The 15,356-nt window shown below is 71.8% G+C and carries 11 protein-coding genes; all 11 read right to left on the bottom strand.

All coding sequences use genetic code 11. The features are described from left to right. Nucleotides 1–2 precede the first annotated feature (2 nt). The 11 genes from K3769_RS35150 to asnB all read right to left on the bottom strand — a co-directional run bounded on the left by K3769_RS35150 (nt 3) and on the right by asnB (nt 15,353). Complete coding sequence (locus K3769_RS35150; protein WP_282566309.1) at nt 3–1,277, bottom strand: DUF4910 domain-containing protein; 1,275 nt, start codon at nt 1,275–1,277, stop codon at nt 3–5. Then, complete coding sequence (locus K3769_RS35145; protein ID WP_267030261.1) at nt 1,274–2,299, bottom strand: NAD-dependent epimerase/dehydratase family protein; 1,026 nt, start codon at nt 2,297–2,299, stop codon at nt 1,274–1,276. Before K3769_RS35145 ends, K3769_RS35150 begins: the two co-directional genes overlap by 4 nt. Before the next feature lie 3 nt (nt 2,300–2,302). After that, entirely contained in the window at nt 2,303–2,980 is a 678-nt protein-coding gene (locus K3769_RS35140) for a PIG-L deacetylase family protein (RefSeq protein WP_267030260.1), read from the bottom strand. Then, nucleotides 2,977–3,786: a glycosyltransferase family protein gene (locus tag K3769_RS35135; RefSeq protein WP_267030259.1), complete on the bottom strand. Its 810-nt coding sequence runs from the start codon at nt 3,784–3,786 to the stop codon at nt 2,977–2,979. The genes K3769_RS35140 and K3769_RS35135 overlap by 4 nt, the downstream gene beginning before the upstream one ends. A 13-nt stretch (nt 3,787–3,799) precedes the next feature. Beyond that, nucleotides 3,800–5,035: a class I SAM-dependent methyltransferase gene (locus K3769_RS35130; RefSeq protein WP_267030258.1), complete on the bottom strand. Its 1,236-nt coding sequence runs from the start codon at nt 5,033–5,035 to the stop codon at nt 3,800–3,802. Then, nucleotides 5,032–6,306 (bottom strand): glycosyltransferase, encoded by a 1,275-nt coding sequence (locus tag K3769_RS35125; RefSeq protein WP_267031678.1) that lies wholly within the window; start codon nt 6,304–6,306, stop codon nt 5,032–5,034. The genes K3769_RS35130 and K3769_RS35125 overlap by 4 nt, the downstream gene beginning before the upstream one ends. An 8-nt stretch (nt 6,307–6,314) precedes the next feature. Further along, nucleotides 6,315–7,550, bottom strand: a complete 1,236-nt coding sequence (locus K3769_RS35120) for an O-antigen ligase family protein (RefSeq protein WP_267031677.1) — start codon at nt 7,548–7,550, stop codon at nt 6,315–6,317. 1 nt (nt 7,551) lies between these two features. Then, nucleotides 7,552–9,075: a right-handed parallel beta-helix repeat-containing protein gene (locus K3769_RS35115; protein ID WP_267030257.1), complete on the bottom strand. Its 1,524-nt coding sequence runs from the start codon at nt 9,073–9,075 to the stop codon at nt 7,552–7,554. Nucleotides 9,076–9,089: 14 nt separating this feature from the next. Further along, nucleotides 9,090–11,105 carry an alginate lyase family protein gene (locus K3769_RS35110; protein ID WP_267030256.1) on the bottom strand — a complete coding sequence of 672 codons (2,016 nt, stop codon included), beginning with the start codon at nt 11,103–11,105 and terminating at the stop codon, nt 9,090–9,092. Further along, a complete protein-coding gene (locus K3769_RS35105) occupies nt 11,102–13,303 on the bottom strand; it encodes a bi-domain-containing oxidoreductase (RefSeq protein WP_267030255.1) in 2,202 nt (733 codons plus the stop codon). Before K3769_RS35105 ends, K3769_RS35110 begins: the two co-directional genes overlap by 4 nt. A gap of 121 nt (nt 13,304–13,424) precedes the next feature. Further along, nucleotides 13,425–15,353: an asparagine synthase (glutamine-hydrolyzing) gene (asnB, locus tag K3769_RS35100; RefSeq protein ID WP_267030254.1), complete on the bottom strand. Its 1,929-nt coding sequence runs from the start codon at nt 15,351–15,353 to the stop codon at nt 13,425–13,427. Between the last annotated feature and the right edge of the window lie 3 nt (nt 15,354–15,356).

Raw genomic sequence — 15,356 nt, 5'->3', positions numbered from 1 at the left:
CGTCATGCCTTGATCAGCCCGGCGCCGTGCAGGGCGTCGGCCGCGGCGGCGACGGTGTCGAAGGGCAGAGCGGCCCGTTCGGCGACGTCCAGCAGACTGTGGTCGCCGTCGGAGAGGCTGAGCACCCAGAGCATGGCCATCTGCGCCTGTTTGGCGTCGCTGCGGCCACCGAGCGAGTCGTACAGCCCTCGCCTGCCCAGTTGTGGTTCGCCGTAGGGGCTGAGGTTGACGTAGCTGCGGTTGCGGTCGAGCACGGCGAGCGCCTCGCGGCAGACGGCGAGGGTGTCCTCCATCGCCGCCGGGGTGACGAAGTCCGGGTTGTCCCCCGAGGTGTGGTACTCGGGGTAGCCCGCGTACGGGGTCCGGCTGAGCGAGCCCACGCCGAGGTTGAACCCGGGTGAGCAGTACTGCCGCTCGTCGTAGCCGTACGGGCTGAACTCGTTGATCCGGTGCGGACGTTCGGAGGTGGTCAGTACGTGTTGGAGCACACGGTCGATCTCGGCGTCGCCCTGCCTGCTCCGCTTGTAGTTCAACTGGCCCGAGTCGCCCGCGCAGGCCAGCACGAGGCCGTGCTTGACCTGCTCGATCCGCTCGGCGTTGCGGGCCAGCCAGGTGATCGCCCCGACGGTGCCGGGCGCGAAGATGAACCGGTAGGTGTAGTACGGCGTCGTCTCCGCCAGCGCCCGGGCCAGGTGGACCGCCACCGCGACGCCGGCCAGGTTGTCGTTGGCCAGCGACGGGTGGCAGACGTGGCAGGAGACGATCACCTCGTCGGGGACCTGCCCGGGGACGACGTGCTCGGCGTAGGTGAGGTGTCCGTCGGCGAGGGTCGAGTCGATACGGACCTCGTAGTCGCCGTCCGGCAGCCCGTCCAGGGTCTCCTGGGACAGGCAGAAGCCCCACTTCGGTTCGTAGTAACTCGTGCGGTACGGGACCAGGGTCGGCTGGTCCGGCAGGGTGTACAGGTGCTCGCGCAGCTCGGACAGCGGCATGGTCCGCTCCACCGGCACGCTGTAGCCGAGTACGTGCAGGCTGGACGCGGCGAAGTCCACGACGCGGTTGCCCGCGCCGTCGGCTATGTAGGCGTCCCGGATGTTCCACTCCTGCGGGACCGTCCAGTCGAGCACCTGCGTCCCGGTCGGCACCTCGTGCACCCGCAGCGGCACGTACTCGTCGACGATCTCCAGGGTGGCGCGCACCCCGTCCCCCGTGATGCTCCGGCAGAGCGGGTACAGCCGCTCCACCAGCGCGTGCATCTCCTCGCCCGGCGTGCTCATCGGCGCCACCGCAGGGTGTCGTCGACGGAACCGGCCTCGGAGGCCGCGCGCAGCACGGCGAGACGGGTGAAGCGGCGCTCGAAGTCCTCCTTGGTCAGCCCGTGTTTGCGGTAGGCGTCGGCGAGTTCGTGCGCGCCCTGCCGTACCGTCCACTCGCAGTCGAAGCCGGGGATCGCGGTACGGAAGCGGGCGAAGTCCACCCGGTACGAGCGCGGGTCGGCACCGTTCTCGCCGGTGATCCGCACCTTCGAGCCGGCGACCGCCTCGGCGACCTGTTCGGCGATCTCGGCGACGGTGACGTTGTTGACCTCGCTGCCGATGTTGAACGCGCGGTCGTGCACGGCCTCCCGGGGTGCGGTCAGCGCGGCCGTGAAGGCGCGGGCGATGTCGGCGGCGTGCACCAGCGGGCGCCAGGGCGTGCCGTCGGAGAGGACCAGCACCTCGCCGGACAGCAGGGCGTGGCCCACCAGGTTGTTCAGCACGATGTCGGCGCGCAGCCGGGGCGAGTAGCCGAAGGCGGTCGCGTTGCGCATGAACACGGGGCTGAAGTCGTCGTCGGCGAGCGCGTGCAGGTCGTCCTCGACCCGCACCTTGGACTCCGCGTACGGCGTCACGGGGCGCAACGGGGCGTCCTCGGCCACGAGTTCACCGCCGCCGGCCGCGCCGTAGACCGAGCAGGTGGACGCGTACAGGAAGCGCCGCACCCCCGCTTCGCGGGCCAGCCGGGCCAGTCGTACGGAGGCGTGGTGGTTGATGTCGTAGGTGAGGTCGGGCGCCAGCGCTCCCAGCGGGTCGTTGGAGAGCGCGGCCAGGTGGATCACCGCGTCCACCCCGGCGACGTGCTCGGCGGTGACGTCGCGCAGGTCCACCCGGTGCCCCCGCGGGTCGTCGGGCTGCGGGCCGAGGACGCAGTCGGCGAACAGGCCGGCGTCGAGGCCGACGACCTCGTGCCCGGCGGAGCTGAGGACCGGAGCCATCACGGTGCCCAAGTAGCCCTGGTGTCCGGTCAGCAGTACGCGCAAGGTTCATTCCCCCAGTGGTGAAGTGCCCGGGTCACGAGGGCCCAGGTCGAGCGTGAGTTTGTGGACGGCGAACGCCTCGGCGTAGCGGGCGTGGCATTCGATGCCGCGGATGCGTGCGAGGCCGAGGAAGGCCTCCCGGTCGTACCAGGGCCGGTGCCGCTGCGAGGGGTAGTGCTCCTGCAGCAGCCGCACCTTCTGTTCGGCGGTGTCGGGCGTCAGCGGCTGGTACGCCGCCATCCGGCCGAGGTCGCCGTCCCATTTGACGATCTCGTAGCCGAGTACGAGGTGGTCGCGGAACGCGGTGGGCAGCAGTTGCGCGAGGCCCCGGTGGTCCTGGTGGGCGTCGTCGGTGCGCGGGGCGAGGACCAGGTCAGGGTCGGTGCGCGCCCGCAGTTCCTCGACGGCGGCCTTGGCCTCCTCCCACTGCGCGGGCAGCCGGCCGTCGGTCAGTTTGAGCACGGTCAGCCGCAGGTCGGCGCCCGGGCAGAAGGCGGCGAGCGCGGCCTGCTCCTCCTGCTCGCGCTCGCTGCCGCCGCCGGTGAGCACCAGGGCGTCGACGCGCAGGCCCGGCCGGGCGAGGCACATCGTCAGGAGGGTGCCGCCCGCGCCGAGGGCGATGTCGTCGCAGTGCGCGCCCACCGCGACGATCCGGTCGAGGCGTCCGGCCCCGAGCCCGATCACGTGCTGCCCACTGTGGTGCCCACCCGTGCGCCGTCGCGTTCCCAGACGGCCCACGGGCGGTCGCCCCGGGCGTAGGCCTCGTCGAGTGCGGCCTTCTCCTTCACGGTGTCGGTCGGCTTCCAGAAGCCGCGGTGCTGGTGCGCCACCAGCCGTCCCTGCTTGGCCAGTTGGGCGCAGCCGTCGGCGACGAGGTCGCCGCCCTCCGGGATGTGGTCGAAGATCTCCTGGCGGAGCACGAAGTAGCCGCCGTTCTCCCACAGCGGCATGTCACTGACCGCGGTGATGCCTCCCACCAGACCGTCCTCGCCGAGGTCGACGCAGTGGAACGAGGACTGCGGCGGGACCACCATCATCGACGCGCCGGCGTCGCGGCGGGCGAACTGGTCGATCATCCGGGGCAGTGGGGCGTCGGTGAGCACGTCGGCGTAGTTGGCGAGGAACATCTCGTCGCCGCCGAGGTGGTGCCGTACCCGGCGCAGCCGCTCCCCGATGGGTGACTCGATGCCGGTCTGCGCGAACGTGATCGTCCAGTCGGCTATGTCGGTGGACAGCAGCTCGGTCTGTCCCTGGCGCAGGATGAAGTCGTTGGACGTCGTCTCCTCGTAGTTGAGGAAGAAGTTCTTGATGTGGTGCGCGCCGTAGCCGAGGCACAGGATGAACTCCGTGTGCCCGAAGTACGCGTAGTAGCGCATGACGTGCCAGATCAGCGGCCGGGGGCCGACCATCGCCATCGGCTTGGGCGTGTCGTCGGAGGCTCCGTCGCGCATGCGCAGCCCGTAACCGCCGCAGAAAAGAACGACCTTCATGCTGCAATCTCCTTCACGACGCGTCCTCGACGATGCTGAGTTCCGGGATGGGGAAGACCAGCCGGCCGCCCCACTCGTGCACGAAGGACAGCTGCTCGACCAGCTCGGTGCGCAGGTTCCACGGCAGGACGAGCACGTAGTCCGGCTTGTCGGCGGCGATCCGCTCGGGCGCCAGGATCGGGATGCGGGTGCCCGGGGTGAACCTGCCGTGCTTGTACGGGTTGCGGTCGACCGTGTAGGCGAGCAGGTCGGGCCGGATGCCGCAGTGGTTGAGCAGGGTGTTGCCCTTGCCGGGGGCGCCGTAGCCGACGACCGTCTCGCCGCGCTCGGCCGCCCCGATGAGGAACCTGAGGAGGTCCCGGCGCACCTTGGCGACCCGGGCGGAGAACTCGGTGTAGCCGGACAGCTCCTGGAGCCCGGCGGCCTTCTCCCTGGCCAGTACGTCGGCAACCCGCTGCGACGGCTCGCCCGCCACCTCGGCCGGCCGGGCCAGGAGCCGGATGGAGCCGCCGTGCGTGGGCAGCAGCTCGACGTCCACGAGGGCGAGTCCGCCACTGGCCAGGGCCCGGATCGCGGACGCGACCGTGTAGTACTGGAAGTGCTCGTGGTAGATCGTGTCGTACTGGTTGTCCTCGATGAGGGTCAGCAGGTGCTGCACCTCGATGGAGACATGACCGTCGTCGGCGACCAGGGCGCGCAGGCCCTGGGTGAAGCCGACCACGTCGGGGATGTGCGCGTACACGTTGTTGGCGACGACCAGGTCCGCCGGGCCGTGCTCGGCCCGGACGGCGGCGCCCGTCTCCGGGGACAGGAACTCGGTGAGCGTGGGCACGCCCGCGTCCCGGGCGGCGGCGCCGACGTTCACCGACGGTTCGATGCCCAGGCAGCGGATCCCCCGGTCCACCACGTGCTTCAGCAGATAGCCGTCGTTGCTCGCGACCTCGACCACGAAGGCGTCGGGGCCGAGCCCCACCCGCTCCACGGCGTCGTCGACGAACGTCCGCGCATGCTCCACCCAGGAGGTCGAGAAGGAGGAGAAGTACGCGTACTCCTTGAACGTGTCCTCCGGGGTGATCAGCGGAGGGATCTGCGCGAGCCAGCAGTCGGTGCAGACCCGCAGGTGCAGCGGGTACGCGGGCTCCGGTTCGTCCAGTTGTCCCGCGGCGAGGAAGCTCTCGCACGGCGGGGTCGCTCCCAGGTCGACGACGCTTTCGAGCGCCGCCGAGCCGCAGAGTCGGCATCGTGTCATCTACTGCCCCCATCCCGCTCGCGCTGGTCCCCCCGGCGCGAGCCAGTGTTTTCCTCATGTACCGGCGGCGGGTCGTCCCCGCCGCCGGACCGCCCCGCGATCGCGGTGCGGTACCCCTCCACCAGGCGTTCGAGGCCGACGGCCGGGCTGAAGCCCTGCTCGTACCGGCGCCGGGCCGCCCGGCCCATCTCCTGGTTGCGCTCCCGCCCGGCCGTGATGCGGCGCAGGCAGGCGGCGAGCGAGGCGGAGTCGCCGGGCCGGTGCAGCAGCCCGCTCACCCCGTCCTCGACGAGTTCGACGAAGGCGCCGTGACCTGCGGCCACGGTCGGGACCCCGGCCGCCATGGCCTCCACGACGACCAGGCCGAACGCCTCCAGCCAGGTCGAGGGGGCCACCACGGCCACCGAGCGCGCGATGGCCTGCCGGCACTGCGCGGGGTCGTACAGGCCGACGTAACGCACGTCGTCCCGGTCCGCCGCCCAGGCCCTCACCTCGGCCTCCAGCGGCCCCGTGCCGGCGATCATGAGCGGTACGCCGACCCCGCCGCTCGCGGCGATCTCGTCCCACGCGGCCATCAGCAGCCGTACGCCCTTGGCCTCGGCGAGGCGGCCGAGATAGAGCAGGTGCTCGCCGGGACCCGTGCGGCGGGCGTCCGGTTCGGGGACGAAGTTGTGCTTCACCGCGAGGCGTTCGGCGGGCATCCCGGACCGCACCAGGACGTCCCGCTGCGCGGCGGAGATGCAGAAGAACCGCTCCACCCCGGACCACCACCGCCGCCGGTTGACCGACAGGCTGACCGCGAGCGGCACCGTCGCCAGCCGGGAGCCGCGGTAGCAGCCGTGCCGGACGGCGGGCAGCGGCGAGGAGCCGACGCACTCGGTGCACGGTCGGCCGTCCCGCTGGAGGGTGCCGGGCGGACAGACCTGCGTGTAGTTGTGCAGTGTGGCCACGGCGGGCACGCCCGCGTCGGCGCAGGCGGCGAGTACGGCGGGCGACAGGAGCGGGAAGACGTTGTGGATGTGCACCACGTCCGGCCGCTCGGTACGGAGCCGGCCGGCCAGCTCCTTGCGGACCGCCGGGTTCCACGGCACCAGGAGCGGCAGCGCGGCCTTGCCCAGCAGGGACCGGCCGGCGATGTCGTCGCTGCGCCGCTCGAACAGGTCGACCCGGTGACCGGCCGCGCGCAGCAGCTCCGCCTCCTGGTCCACGACGTTGTTCTCCCCGCTCGGCTGTGCCGACTTGTAGCGGTTGTGCACCACGAGGACGCGCATGGTCGAGGTCACCTCCCCTCCTTGGCCCAGCGCGGGACATGCCGTCTGGGAATCACGGGCTGCGACGGCGGCGCGGGCGGTACGGGTACCACCAGCAGCGAGGCGGCCAGCGTCAGATGGAGCAGATACGGCGAGGCGTCGCCGAGTCCCGCCTCGGTGTACGACGCGATCGCGCAGTAGCTGATCAGGAAGATCGCGCAGGCCCTCGGCAGCGAGGGCGGTCGCAGCAGCGCGACCCCGCCCAGCACGGCGAAGACCGCCGCGACGAGGGTGACGCCGATCCAGCCCTGCTCGTGGTAGACGGCCAGCCAGCTGTTGTCGATCGGCAGTCCGCCGAACGACTTGTCGCCCAGGCCCATCCCGAACAGCTTCTCCCCGGTGGTGCGGGGCGCGTCCAGCAGAGCGTCCCAGACCTTGGCCCGGCCGGTGAGGCTGGTGAGGTTCTCCTGGCTCTGGCCGCGCAGGAACCAGGTCCGCAGCGCGGAGGCGAATCCCACGGCGGCCACCACGGTGATGATCACGGCCCAGGTGAAGAAGCGGCGGGCGGCGGCGCTGGTCAGTACGAGCGAGCCGATCGCCAGCACAAGGCCGATGAGCATGCCGATGGTGGCCGTGCGGGTGTGGGTCAGGGCGAGCAGGACCAGCGAGGGCACGATGACGAACGTCGCGCTGGTCCGGTCGGCCCGGCGGCCCAGGACGAGCAGCACGGTGAGTCCGATGATCACCGCGGCGTACTGGCCGATCTGCGGCGGGGTGAGCGGCCACAGGGCGCCGACCAGCCGTCCGCCGTACAGCTCGGGCATGGCCGCGCCGGGTGAGACGAGCAGTCCGGCGGCGACCGACGCGAGCACCGCGAAGTACATCCGGATGTGGTGCCGTACGAAGGTCAGGTCGCCGTCCCACCAGCGGCTGAGGAGCCACAGCGTGCCGACGAAGAGTGCCAGCCGGGCGCAGCGGAACAACGCGCCGAGCCCGGACTCCAGTTGCAGGCTGGAGATCAGGCTCGGCACCAGCAGCAGGGAGAGCAGGAGCAGGAAGGCGCTGGCCCGGATGCGCAGCCGGAGGTTGAGCGCGAGCGCCAGCGTGAACGCGGCGACCAGCGCGCCCATGGTGACCAGTTGGATGAGCGAGCGCGGCAGCGGGACGATGGTCTTCGCCCCGGCGGAGCCGAGCGTGTTCAGGATCAGCAGTCCCCAGACGGCGCCGACGAGCTTCGGTGTGCCGCTTTGCGGGTCCTCGGTCATCTCAGCCACCGGCCTGCGGGTCGAGGGTGCTGCCGGTGTCCTGCCGGTAGGGCGTGTCCTGCCACTGGCCGAAGTCGAGCACCCGGCTGGGGTCGTGGACGACGAACTGCCACGGTCCGACGTACACGTTGTCGTGCCAGCGGTTGTGCTGACTGCGGGTGATCGCCTCGGCCACCTTCTCGCCCTTGTACGGCGACCACTTGGGGTAGGTGCCGTAGTTGGACAGCACCGCCATGCGGTCGCACTTGGCCGTGCACTTGACGACGGACTTGTCCAGCGTGAAGCGGTTGTCGTGGATGTCCACGCGCTGCGTCTTCCACCGGCAGTCGCTGTAGAGCGGGGCCTTGGCGATCGCCGGCCGCACACAGCTGTCGGTGTCCCGCGTCAGCAGGGTGCAGTCGCCGGAGGAGGTGTTGGCGGGGCTGTTGCAGAACCGGTCGGCGTTCTCCCACAGGGTGATGCCGGACCAGTTGTCCTCCAGCACGTTCCCGTAGATCTCGATCTTGTCCGTGCGGGCGTGGACCCGCGGCTCGCCGCCGGACTCGGACAGATAGACGGTCGCGAAGGGGAAGCTGTCGCCGCCCTCGGCATACCGGCGGCCCTCGACCCAGTTGTTGCGCCGGACGGTGTTCTTGCGGATGACCGCGTTGTAGCTGGTCTCGTACATCAGCGCGGCGCCGTCGTTGTCCTCCAGGACGTTGTTCTCGATCCGGAAGTCGTTGTTGTTGGTGTCCGCCCACAGCCCGGCACCACGGTTGTCGTGCACCCAGTTGCCGCGGATGTCGGCGCCGTCGACGGCCCAGAACTTGACGCCTCCGGTGCAGCCGCAGCCCTCCCGCCGCCGCTCCCAGTCCCCGGTGTTGTTGCCGGTGATCTCGTTGCCCTCGATGACCAGGTCCTTGAGGGGGGCGCCCGCCTTGTACGCGTTCATGCCGTACTGGCCGTTGGCGCGCAGACAGCTGGCGCGCACCTGCTGACGGGCTCCGGCCATCAGTCCGGCGCCGGAGTTGCGCTGGATCGTGGCGTGCTCGATCACCCAGCCGTCGGCCGAGTCGTGGTTGACCACGCCCTCGTCGTGCGGCGCGACGAAGTTCTGCACGGTCAGATGGCTGACGGTGACGTCACGGGCGGTGCCGCCGAACGCGTACTGGTTGGTCTTGCGGCCGTCGAGGACCGCGCCCGGCGCGCCGAGGTAGCGGTCGCCCTTCTTGGGGATGACCTGGGCGTAGCGGTTCGCTTCGAGCCTGTGCGTGCCCGGCTTGAGCCAGAACGTGGTCCCCGGCGGGCTGCTCCTGGTCTTGGCGGCCAGGTCACCGCCCTTCGCGGGGTCGACCGTCACCGCGCCCGCGGGTGCCTTCGCCGGTCCGGGCGCGGGTTTGGCGCACACCCCGGCCACGGGCCGGGCGCCGGACGTGGAGGGCGCGGCGGTCGGCTCCGGCGGGGGGTCCGGCGTGCTCGCGCAGCCGGTCGCCAGGAGGGCCAGCGCCACCGCCGGCAACGCCCGCCTGCGCCACTTGAATCGCACGCTTCCTCCCCTCCCTAGTCGCGGAACGCGAGTACGGTCGTGAACCGCCCCGCGCTGTCGGTGAAGCCGGTGCCAACGAGCGTGGTGGCGGGCTCCTTGCGCCCGAAGCCCGCGGAGTACCAGCCGAGCGGCGGGTCGCTCTCGCCGCGGTGCGCCCGCCAGTTCAGCTCGCCGGGCAGATCGAGGACGGCGGTGCGGTTCTCGCCGTCGCACGTCCAGGTGAGTACGGCCCGGTCTCCGGTCAGGTCCGCGGTGATCGCCGGCCCGAGGTGGAAGGCCAGCCGTGCGGCCCTTCGCGGGCCGCGCACCTCGTCGACCACGCGCAACTCCGTGGTGTCGGCGACGAGTTCGACCCGGCGGCGGTGCACCGAGCCCTGGTAGCCGTCATGTTCGGCGCACCAGTGGGACACGCCTCCGTCCGAGGTCCGCGCGCCGGAGGTGTCCGGGTCGAGGACGCGGGTGCGGGCGTGCCGGGTCCACAGGAACGGACCGCCGGAGACGGACTGGTCGGCGCCGTCCAGCTCCAGGGTGTTGTGGCCGAGGGTGGAGCGGAAGTACTGCCGCCACTCGGGCTGCCCGTGGTAGCAGTACGTCCCCGGGTCGGCGAGGACGTCCACCCCGTCGTGCCGGACCTCCACGGACAGCGCGTCCGCGTGGGCGTGTGCGGCGATGGACAGGAAGCCGTGCGGACCGCCGTCGCACCGGGCCCAGATCTTGGCTGGGCCGCGCAGGACGGTGAGCCCGGCGTCGGCGAAGTGGGCCGGGCGGGCGGCCGGGCGGGCCACGGCCGGTGCGGTCCCGTTGTGCGTGGACGGCTCGTCCTCATGGTTCGGCCGCGCCTTGGCGTACGGGCGGATGAGCGCGGCCAGCAGCGGGGTGCGTACGTCGGTGCCGGTCACCGTCGGCCACCAGTCGAGCCGGCCGAACACGGCGTCCCCGGTGGCCAGCAGCGAGGCCCAGCGGTCGGTGCCCGCGCCGTCCACGACCAGACCGTGTCCGTCGTCCGCGTCCCCCTGGCGCGGTGGCCGCAGCCGGTCGTCCACGACGGCGGCCAGCGCGTCGGTCATCCGCAGCAGCACCAGGCGGACCGTCGCGGGGACGGGCACGTCGGCGGCGTCCGCCTCGGCCAGCGCGGCCAGACCGAGTTCCAGGACGAGTCCGTGGTACTCGCTGGCCAGTTCGCGGTTGAGGCCGGAGAGGAAGGTGTTGGCGCGCAGGTGCCGGTCGAGGGACCGCAGCGCGTCGGTCCGCCACCGGGCGGAGGAGGGGAACCAGCCGAACGCGCAGGCCGCGGCGAACTGTCCGGCGGCCTCAGCGACGATGTGGTTGTTCGCCGACGAGCCCCGGCTGGGGAAGGCGGCCAGCCAGCGCTGGTGGTGCCAGATCTGGTTCCGCGCCACCGGGTTGTCCTCGAAGAGAGGGGCCGCGCCCGGCCAGCCGTCGAGGAGCCGGCGGATCCACACCCAGGACAGCAGCCTGATCCCCAGCTCGATCCCGCTGATCCAGTGCACGCCGTGCAGTGGCGGGTTGGCCGCCCACCACGACCGCAGGTGCCCGGCCACGCGCTCGGCGTACCGCTCGTTCCCGGTGATCGCGTAGGCGGCGGCGAGCACGGTGAGGTACTGGTGCCGGGACGGCTCCCAGATCTGCTTGATGTCCCCGGCCGTGTCCTCGCTGCGGTACGGCACGTCGAAGGCGTAGCCCCCCGGGGCGCGGCGCCCGGTCTTCGGGTCGTACCACCAGTCCGGGTCGGCCAGGTCGTCGCGGGCCACCCCGAAGAACTCGGCGTGGCCGTCCATCAGCCGGTCCGCCTCCGCGACGAGGCGTTTGGCGGCATCCGGCGGGATCGCGGCGACGGTCCCGGCGGGCAGTGCCGCGGTGAACCGGGCGCCGGTCACGCTCGGCGCGGCGGGCGGCTCCGCCCGCCACCGCCGTCTGCGTAGCGTGTCGCCCGCCCGGCCCGCCACCTCCAGCGGTCCCATCCGGGACAGTCGCCGCAGGTACCAGCCCGCGGTGGTGCTCACGGTCATCGTGCCCCCGCCAACGTCACGGGGGCGCCGCCTGCCAGGCCGGTCCGCACGGCGAGGGTGGCCGCCGTGGTGGCGACGAGCGACTCCAGCGGCACGGGCATGGGCCCGCCGGTCCGCACGGCCCTGATGAACGCGGCCAGTTCGGCGTTCTGGCCCTTGTCCCGGGCCTTGGGCAGCCGCGAACTGACCCAGCGCTTACGGCCGTACACGGAGGCGCGGACGAAGTCGTCGAGCCGCAGCACCTTGCCGTCCGCGACGAGGTCCAGGGTCTCCTTGGGGAAACCGGCCGCGCCCGTGGTGACGTAACTGATGGTGGCGGTGGACCCGTCGGGGTAGCGCAGCACCACGTTCAGGTCCTCGTTGCCGGGCGCGGCGGTGGCGTACACCGAGACCGGGTCCGCGTCGAGGAGCCAGCTCGCCGTGTCGATGAAGTGGCCGCCCTCACCGGCGAACCTGGAGCCCTCGCTGCCCTGTTGGAGGTACCAGCTGCCGTGCTGCAGGCGGCCCGCGTTGACCAGGTAGCGCAGGCTCGCCGGGCCGGTGCGGGCACCGAACCGCTGCTTGGCCTCCTGGAGCAGCGGGGCGAAGCGGCGGTTGAAGCCCACCTGAAGCCGGTCGTTGCCGGACTCCTCGACCGCCGCGAGCACGTCGGCCAGCTCGTCCTCGGTGAGGGCGAGGGGCTTCTCCACGAACACCGCCTTGCCCGCGAGCAGCGCCCGGCGGGTCAGTTCGGCGTGCGAGCTGTGCCGGGTGACGACGAACACAGCGTCGACGGACTTGTCGTCGAGCACGGCGTCGAGGTCGGTGCTCGCCTCCTTGAAGCCGAACTTCCGCTTCGCGTTGGCGGCGGACAGGGCCGTCGTGGTGACCACCGTGGACAGCTCGACGCCGTCGCGCCCGGCCAGGTGCGGCAGCAGCATCGACGTCGCGTAGTTCCCGGCGCCGGCGAACGCGACCCGCACGGGCGCGTCGGCCGGCCGGGGCGGCGCGGACGGTTTCGCGCCTCGTCGCACCTCGGGCACGGTCACCGAGGGCGCCGGGGCCTGCGCGGCGGCTTCGGCCGGTCCCTCGGCGGGGCCGGGGTAGCGGAAGAGCACGGCGACGGCCTTCAACTCGCCGTCCTTGAGGCGCTGGTACGTCTCGACGGCGTCGTCGAAGTCGGCGAGGTGCGAGATCAGGGGCTCCACGTCGACGCGGTCACGGGCGAGGAGGTCGAGGAAGCACGCCAGGTTGCGGCGCTCGGTCCAGCGCACATAGCCGATCGGGTAGTCGCGTCCCTCCAGCTCGTACGCCGGGTCGTAGCGCCCGGGGCCGTAGCTGCGGGAGAAGCGGACGTCGAGCTCCTTCTCGTAGTACGCGTTCCAGGGCAGGTCGAGGCGGCACTTGCCGATGTCGACGACCCGGCCGCGGTCCCGGCAGAGCCGGGCGGCCAGTTCGACGGGCTGGTTGCTGCCGCCGCCCGCGGCCAGGTACACCTGGTCCACGCCGTGGCCGTCGGTGAGTTCGGCGACGGCCGCCTCCACGGCGGCGGACGCGGGATCGCCGCAGGCCGCGGCGCCCAGGCGTTCGGCGAGTTCGCAGCGCGCCGGGTCGGGGTCGGCCCCGACGACGCGGACGCCCGAGGCGGTGAGGAGCTGGGCCACCAGCTGCCCGATCAGGCCGAGGCCGATGACCAGCGCCACCTCGCCGAGCTGCGGCTCGCCCTGCCGGACGCCCTGCATCGCGATCGACCCGACGGTGCCGAAGGCCGCGTGCCGTGGCGCGAGGCCGTCCGGTACCGGGGTGTAGAGGTTCTTCGGCACCCAGTTCAGCTCGGCGTGCAGCGCGTGCTCGTTGCCGGCGCAGGCCACGAGGTCGCCGACCTTCACGTCGTCGATGCCGGGGCCGACCTGCTCGACGACCCCGCACAGCGAGTAGCCGAGCGGGGTGTACGAGTCGAGCTTGCCCATCACCTTGCGGTAGGTGGCGGGCACCCCGTTGGTGGCCACGCTCTGCATGACCTTGGCCACCTGGTCCGGCCGGGAGCGGGCCTTGCCCACCATCGACATACCGGCCTCGGACACCTTCATGAGCTCGGTGCCGGTGGAGATCAGCGAGAAGGCGCTGCGGACCAGCACCCCGCCGGGCTTGCAGCCCGGCACGGGCACGTCGAGCAGCGCCAGTTCGCCGCTCTTGTAGTTCTGCACAACCTGTTTCACCCGAGCTCCTCTAGATCTCTACGCCGTCAAGCCGTCGTGCCTTGGTGCGGTCATGCCGTCGTGCCGTGGTGCGGTCATGCCGTCGTGCCGTGGTGCGGTCATGCCGTGGTGCGGTGGCCGGTCATGCCGCCTGGCTCCTGCCGGACCCGGAGGTGGCGTCGCGGTACCAGTACTCCAGGGTCAGCACGTGCCACAGGTGCTTGGAGAAGTCCCGCTGTCCCGCGGCGTCCTCGGCGACCATGCGGGCCAGCGCGTCGCGGCGCAGGATCCCGGACTCGACGAGTACGCCGTCGTTCACCACCTCGCGCACCAGCGGTGCCAGGTCCCGGCTCATCCAGGCCCGCAGCGGGGCGCTGAACAGGCCCTTGGGCCGGTAGACGATCTCCCGGGGCAGGATCGAGGTGGCCGCCTCCTTGAGGACGGCCTTGCCCTGCCGTCCGACGATCTTGCGGTCGCCGGGGACCGCGAACGCCGCCCTGACCACCTCGACGTCGACGTACGGCACCCGCACCTCGGTGGAGGCGGCCATGCTGGAGCGGTCGGTGTAGGCGAGGTTCAGGCCCGGCAGGAACATCCGGGCGTCGGTCAGGCACATGCGGTTGACGAAGTCGTCGAGGTCGTTGTCCTCGTAGACGTCCGCGTGCTCGGTCAGCACGTCGTCGACCGTCCCGGCCAGGTCCGGATTGACCAGGGCGAGCAGTTCTTCCTGGTCGTACATGGTGTAGCTGCGCCGGAACGCGGTCTCCTCCGGCAGGTCGGCGAAGGAGAGGAACCGCTTCGCGAAGCGCACGGACCGGTAGCCGCGACGCGAGGTGGCGACCGGCAGGCGGTCCACCGTCGCCGACAGGCCGCGCCGCAGGGGCCGCGGGACGCGCTGGTAGCGCAGCGCGAGCACGTTGGCGAGGTGTTTGCGGTAGCCGGCGAAGAGTTCGTCCGCGCCCATGCCCGAGAGCATCACCTTGACCCCGGCCTCCCGGGCGGCCGAGCAGATCAGGAAGGTGTTGATCGCGGCGGGGTCGCCGATCGGCTCGTCCAGGTGGTGCGTCATCCGCGGCAGCAGGTCGAGCACGTCCGGGGCGATCTCGATCTCGTGCAGGTCGACGCCGAACTGCTCCGCCACCTGCCGGGCGTAGCGCAGGTCGTCCGGCATCGCCTCGAACTTGGCGTCCTCGGCGCGGAATCCGATCGTGTACGCGGAGATGCCGGGCCGGTCGCGGGCCGCGAGTGCGGTCAGATAGCTGGAGTCGAGACCGCCGGAGAGGAAGGTCGCCACGGGGACGTCGGAGAGCAGGTGCTGCCGGGTCGACTCCTCGACGACGGCGGCCAGGTCCGGCAGTTCACCGCTGCGGGCCCGCTCCCGGCCCTCCGAGGCGACGTCCTTGAGGTTCCAGTAGGCGCCGCGTTCGATCCGGCCGTCGGGCCGGCAGCGCAGCCAGCTCCCCGGCGGCAGTTTCTCCGCCTCGCTGAACGCGCAGCGCGAGTCCGGCACCCAGTAGTAGAGGAGCGAGGCCACCAGCGCCGCGTGGTCCACCTCCAGTGATCCGCCGGTCACGGCGGCGAGCGCCTTGAGTTCGGAGGCGAACATCAGGCCCTTGCCGCGCCTGAGCAGGAACAGCGGCTTGATGCCGAGCTGGTCGCGGGCGAGCACCAGTTCCCCGGTCCGTTCGTCGAAGACGGCGAACGCGAACATGCCGCGCAGCCGGGGCAGGCAGTCGGTGCCCCAGCGCCGCCAGGCCTCGAGGAGCACCTCGGTGTCGGAGGTGCCGCGGAAGCGCACCCCGGCGGACTCCAACTCGGTGCGCAGCTGGGGCGCGTTGTACAGCTCGCCGTTGTACGTGAGGGAGAGGCCGTCACGGACCATCGGCTGGGCGCCGGTCTCGGACAGGTCGATGATGGCCAGCCGGCGGTGTCCGAGCTGTACTTCGACGTCACCGACGGTGTGGCCGTAGCGGCCCGCCCCGTCCGGGCCCCGGTGGGCGAGGACGTCGGTGAGCCGGTCGGTCACGGCCTTTCCGTCGGGCCATCGGTACGTGCCTGCGATGCCACACATGTG

This window comes from Streptomyces ortus, from assembly GCF_026341275.1.
In the GTDB taxonomy this organism is placed as follows: domain Bacteria; phylum Actinomycetota; class Actinomycetes; order Streptomycetales; family Streptomycetaceae; genus Streptomyces; species Streptomyces ortus.
The sequence above is the reverse complement of the archived record's forward strand: the minus strand, read 5'-3'. Positions and strand labels throughout refer to the sequence as shown.

What these genes read in the sequence shown, in the direction of transcription:
- K3769_RS35150 (WP_282566309.1), bottom strand. Translation starts at nt 1,277, where the DNA reads ATGAGCACGCCGGGCGAGGAGATGCACGCGCTGGTGGAGCGGCTGTAC.
- K3769_RS35135 (WP_267030259.1), bottom strand. Translation starts at nt 3,786, where the DNA reads ATGAAGGTCGTTCTTTTCTGCGGCGGTTACGGGCTGCGCATGCGCGAC.
- K3769_RS35130 (WP_267030258.1), bottom strand. Translation starts at nt 5,035, where the DNA reads ATGACACGATGCCGACTCTGCGGCTCGGCGGCGCTCGAAAGCGTCGTC.
- K3769_RS35125 (WP_267031678.1), bottom strand. Translation starts at nt 6,306, where the DNA reads ATGCGCGTCCTCGTGGTGCACAACCGCTACAAGTCGGCACAGCCGAGC.
- K3769_RS35120 (WP_267031677.1), bottom strand. Translation starts at nt 7,550, where the DNA reads ATGACCGAGGACCCGCAAAGCGGCACACCGAAGCTCGTCGGCGCCGTC.
- K3769_RS35110 (WP_267030256.1), bottom strand. Translation starts at nt 11,105, where the DNA reads ATGACCGTGAGCACCACCGCGGGCTGGTACCTGCGGCGACTGTCCCGG.
- asnB (WP_267030254.1), bottom strand. Translation starts at nt 15,353, where the DNA reads ATGTGTGGCATCGCAGGCACGTACCGATGGCCCGACGGAAAGGCCGTG.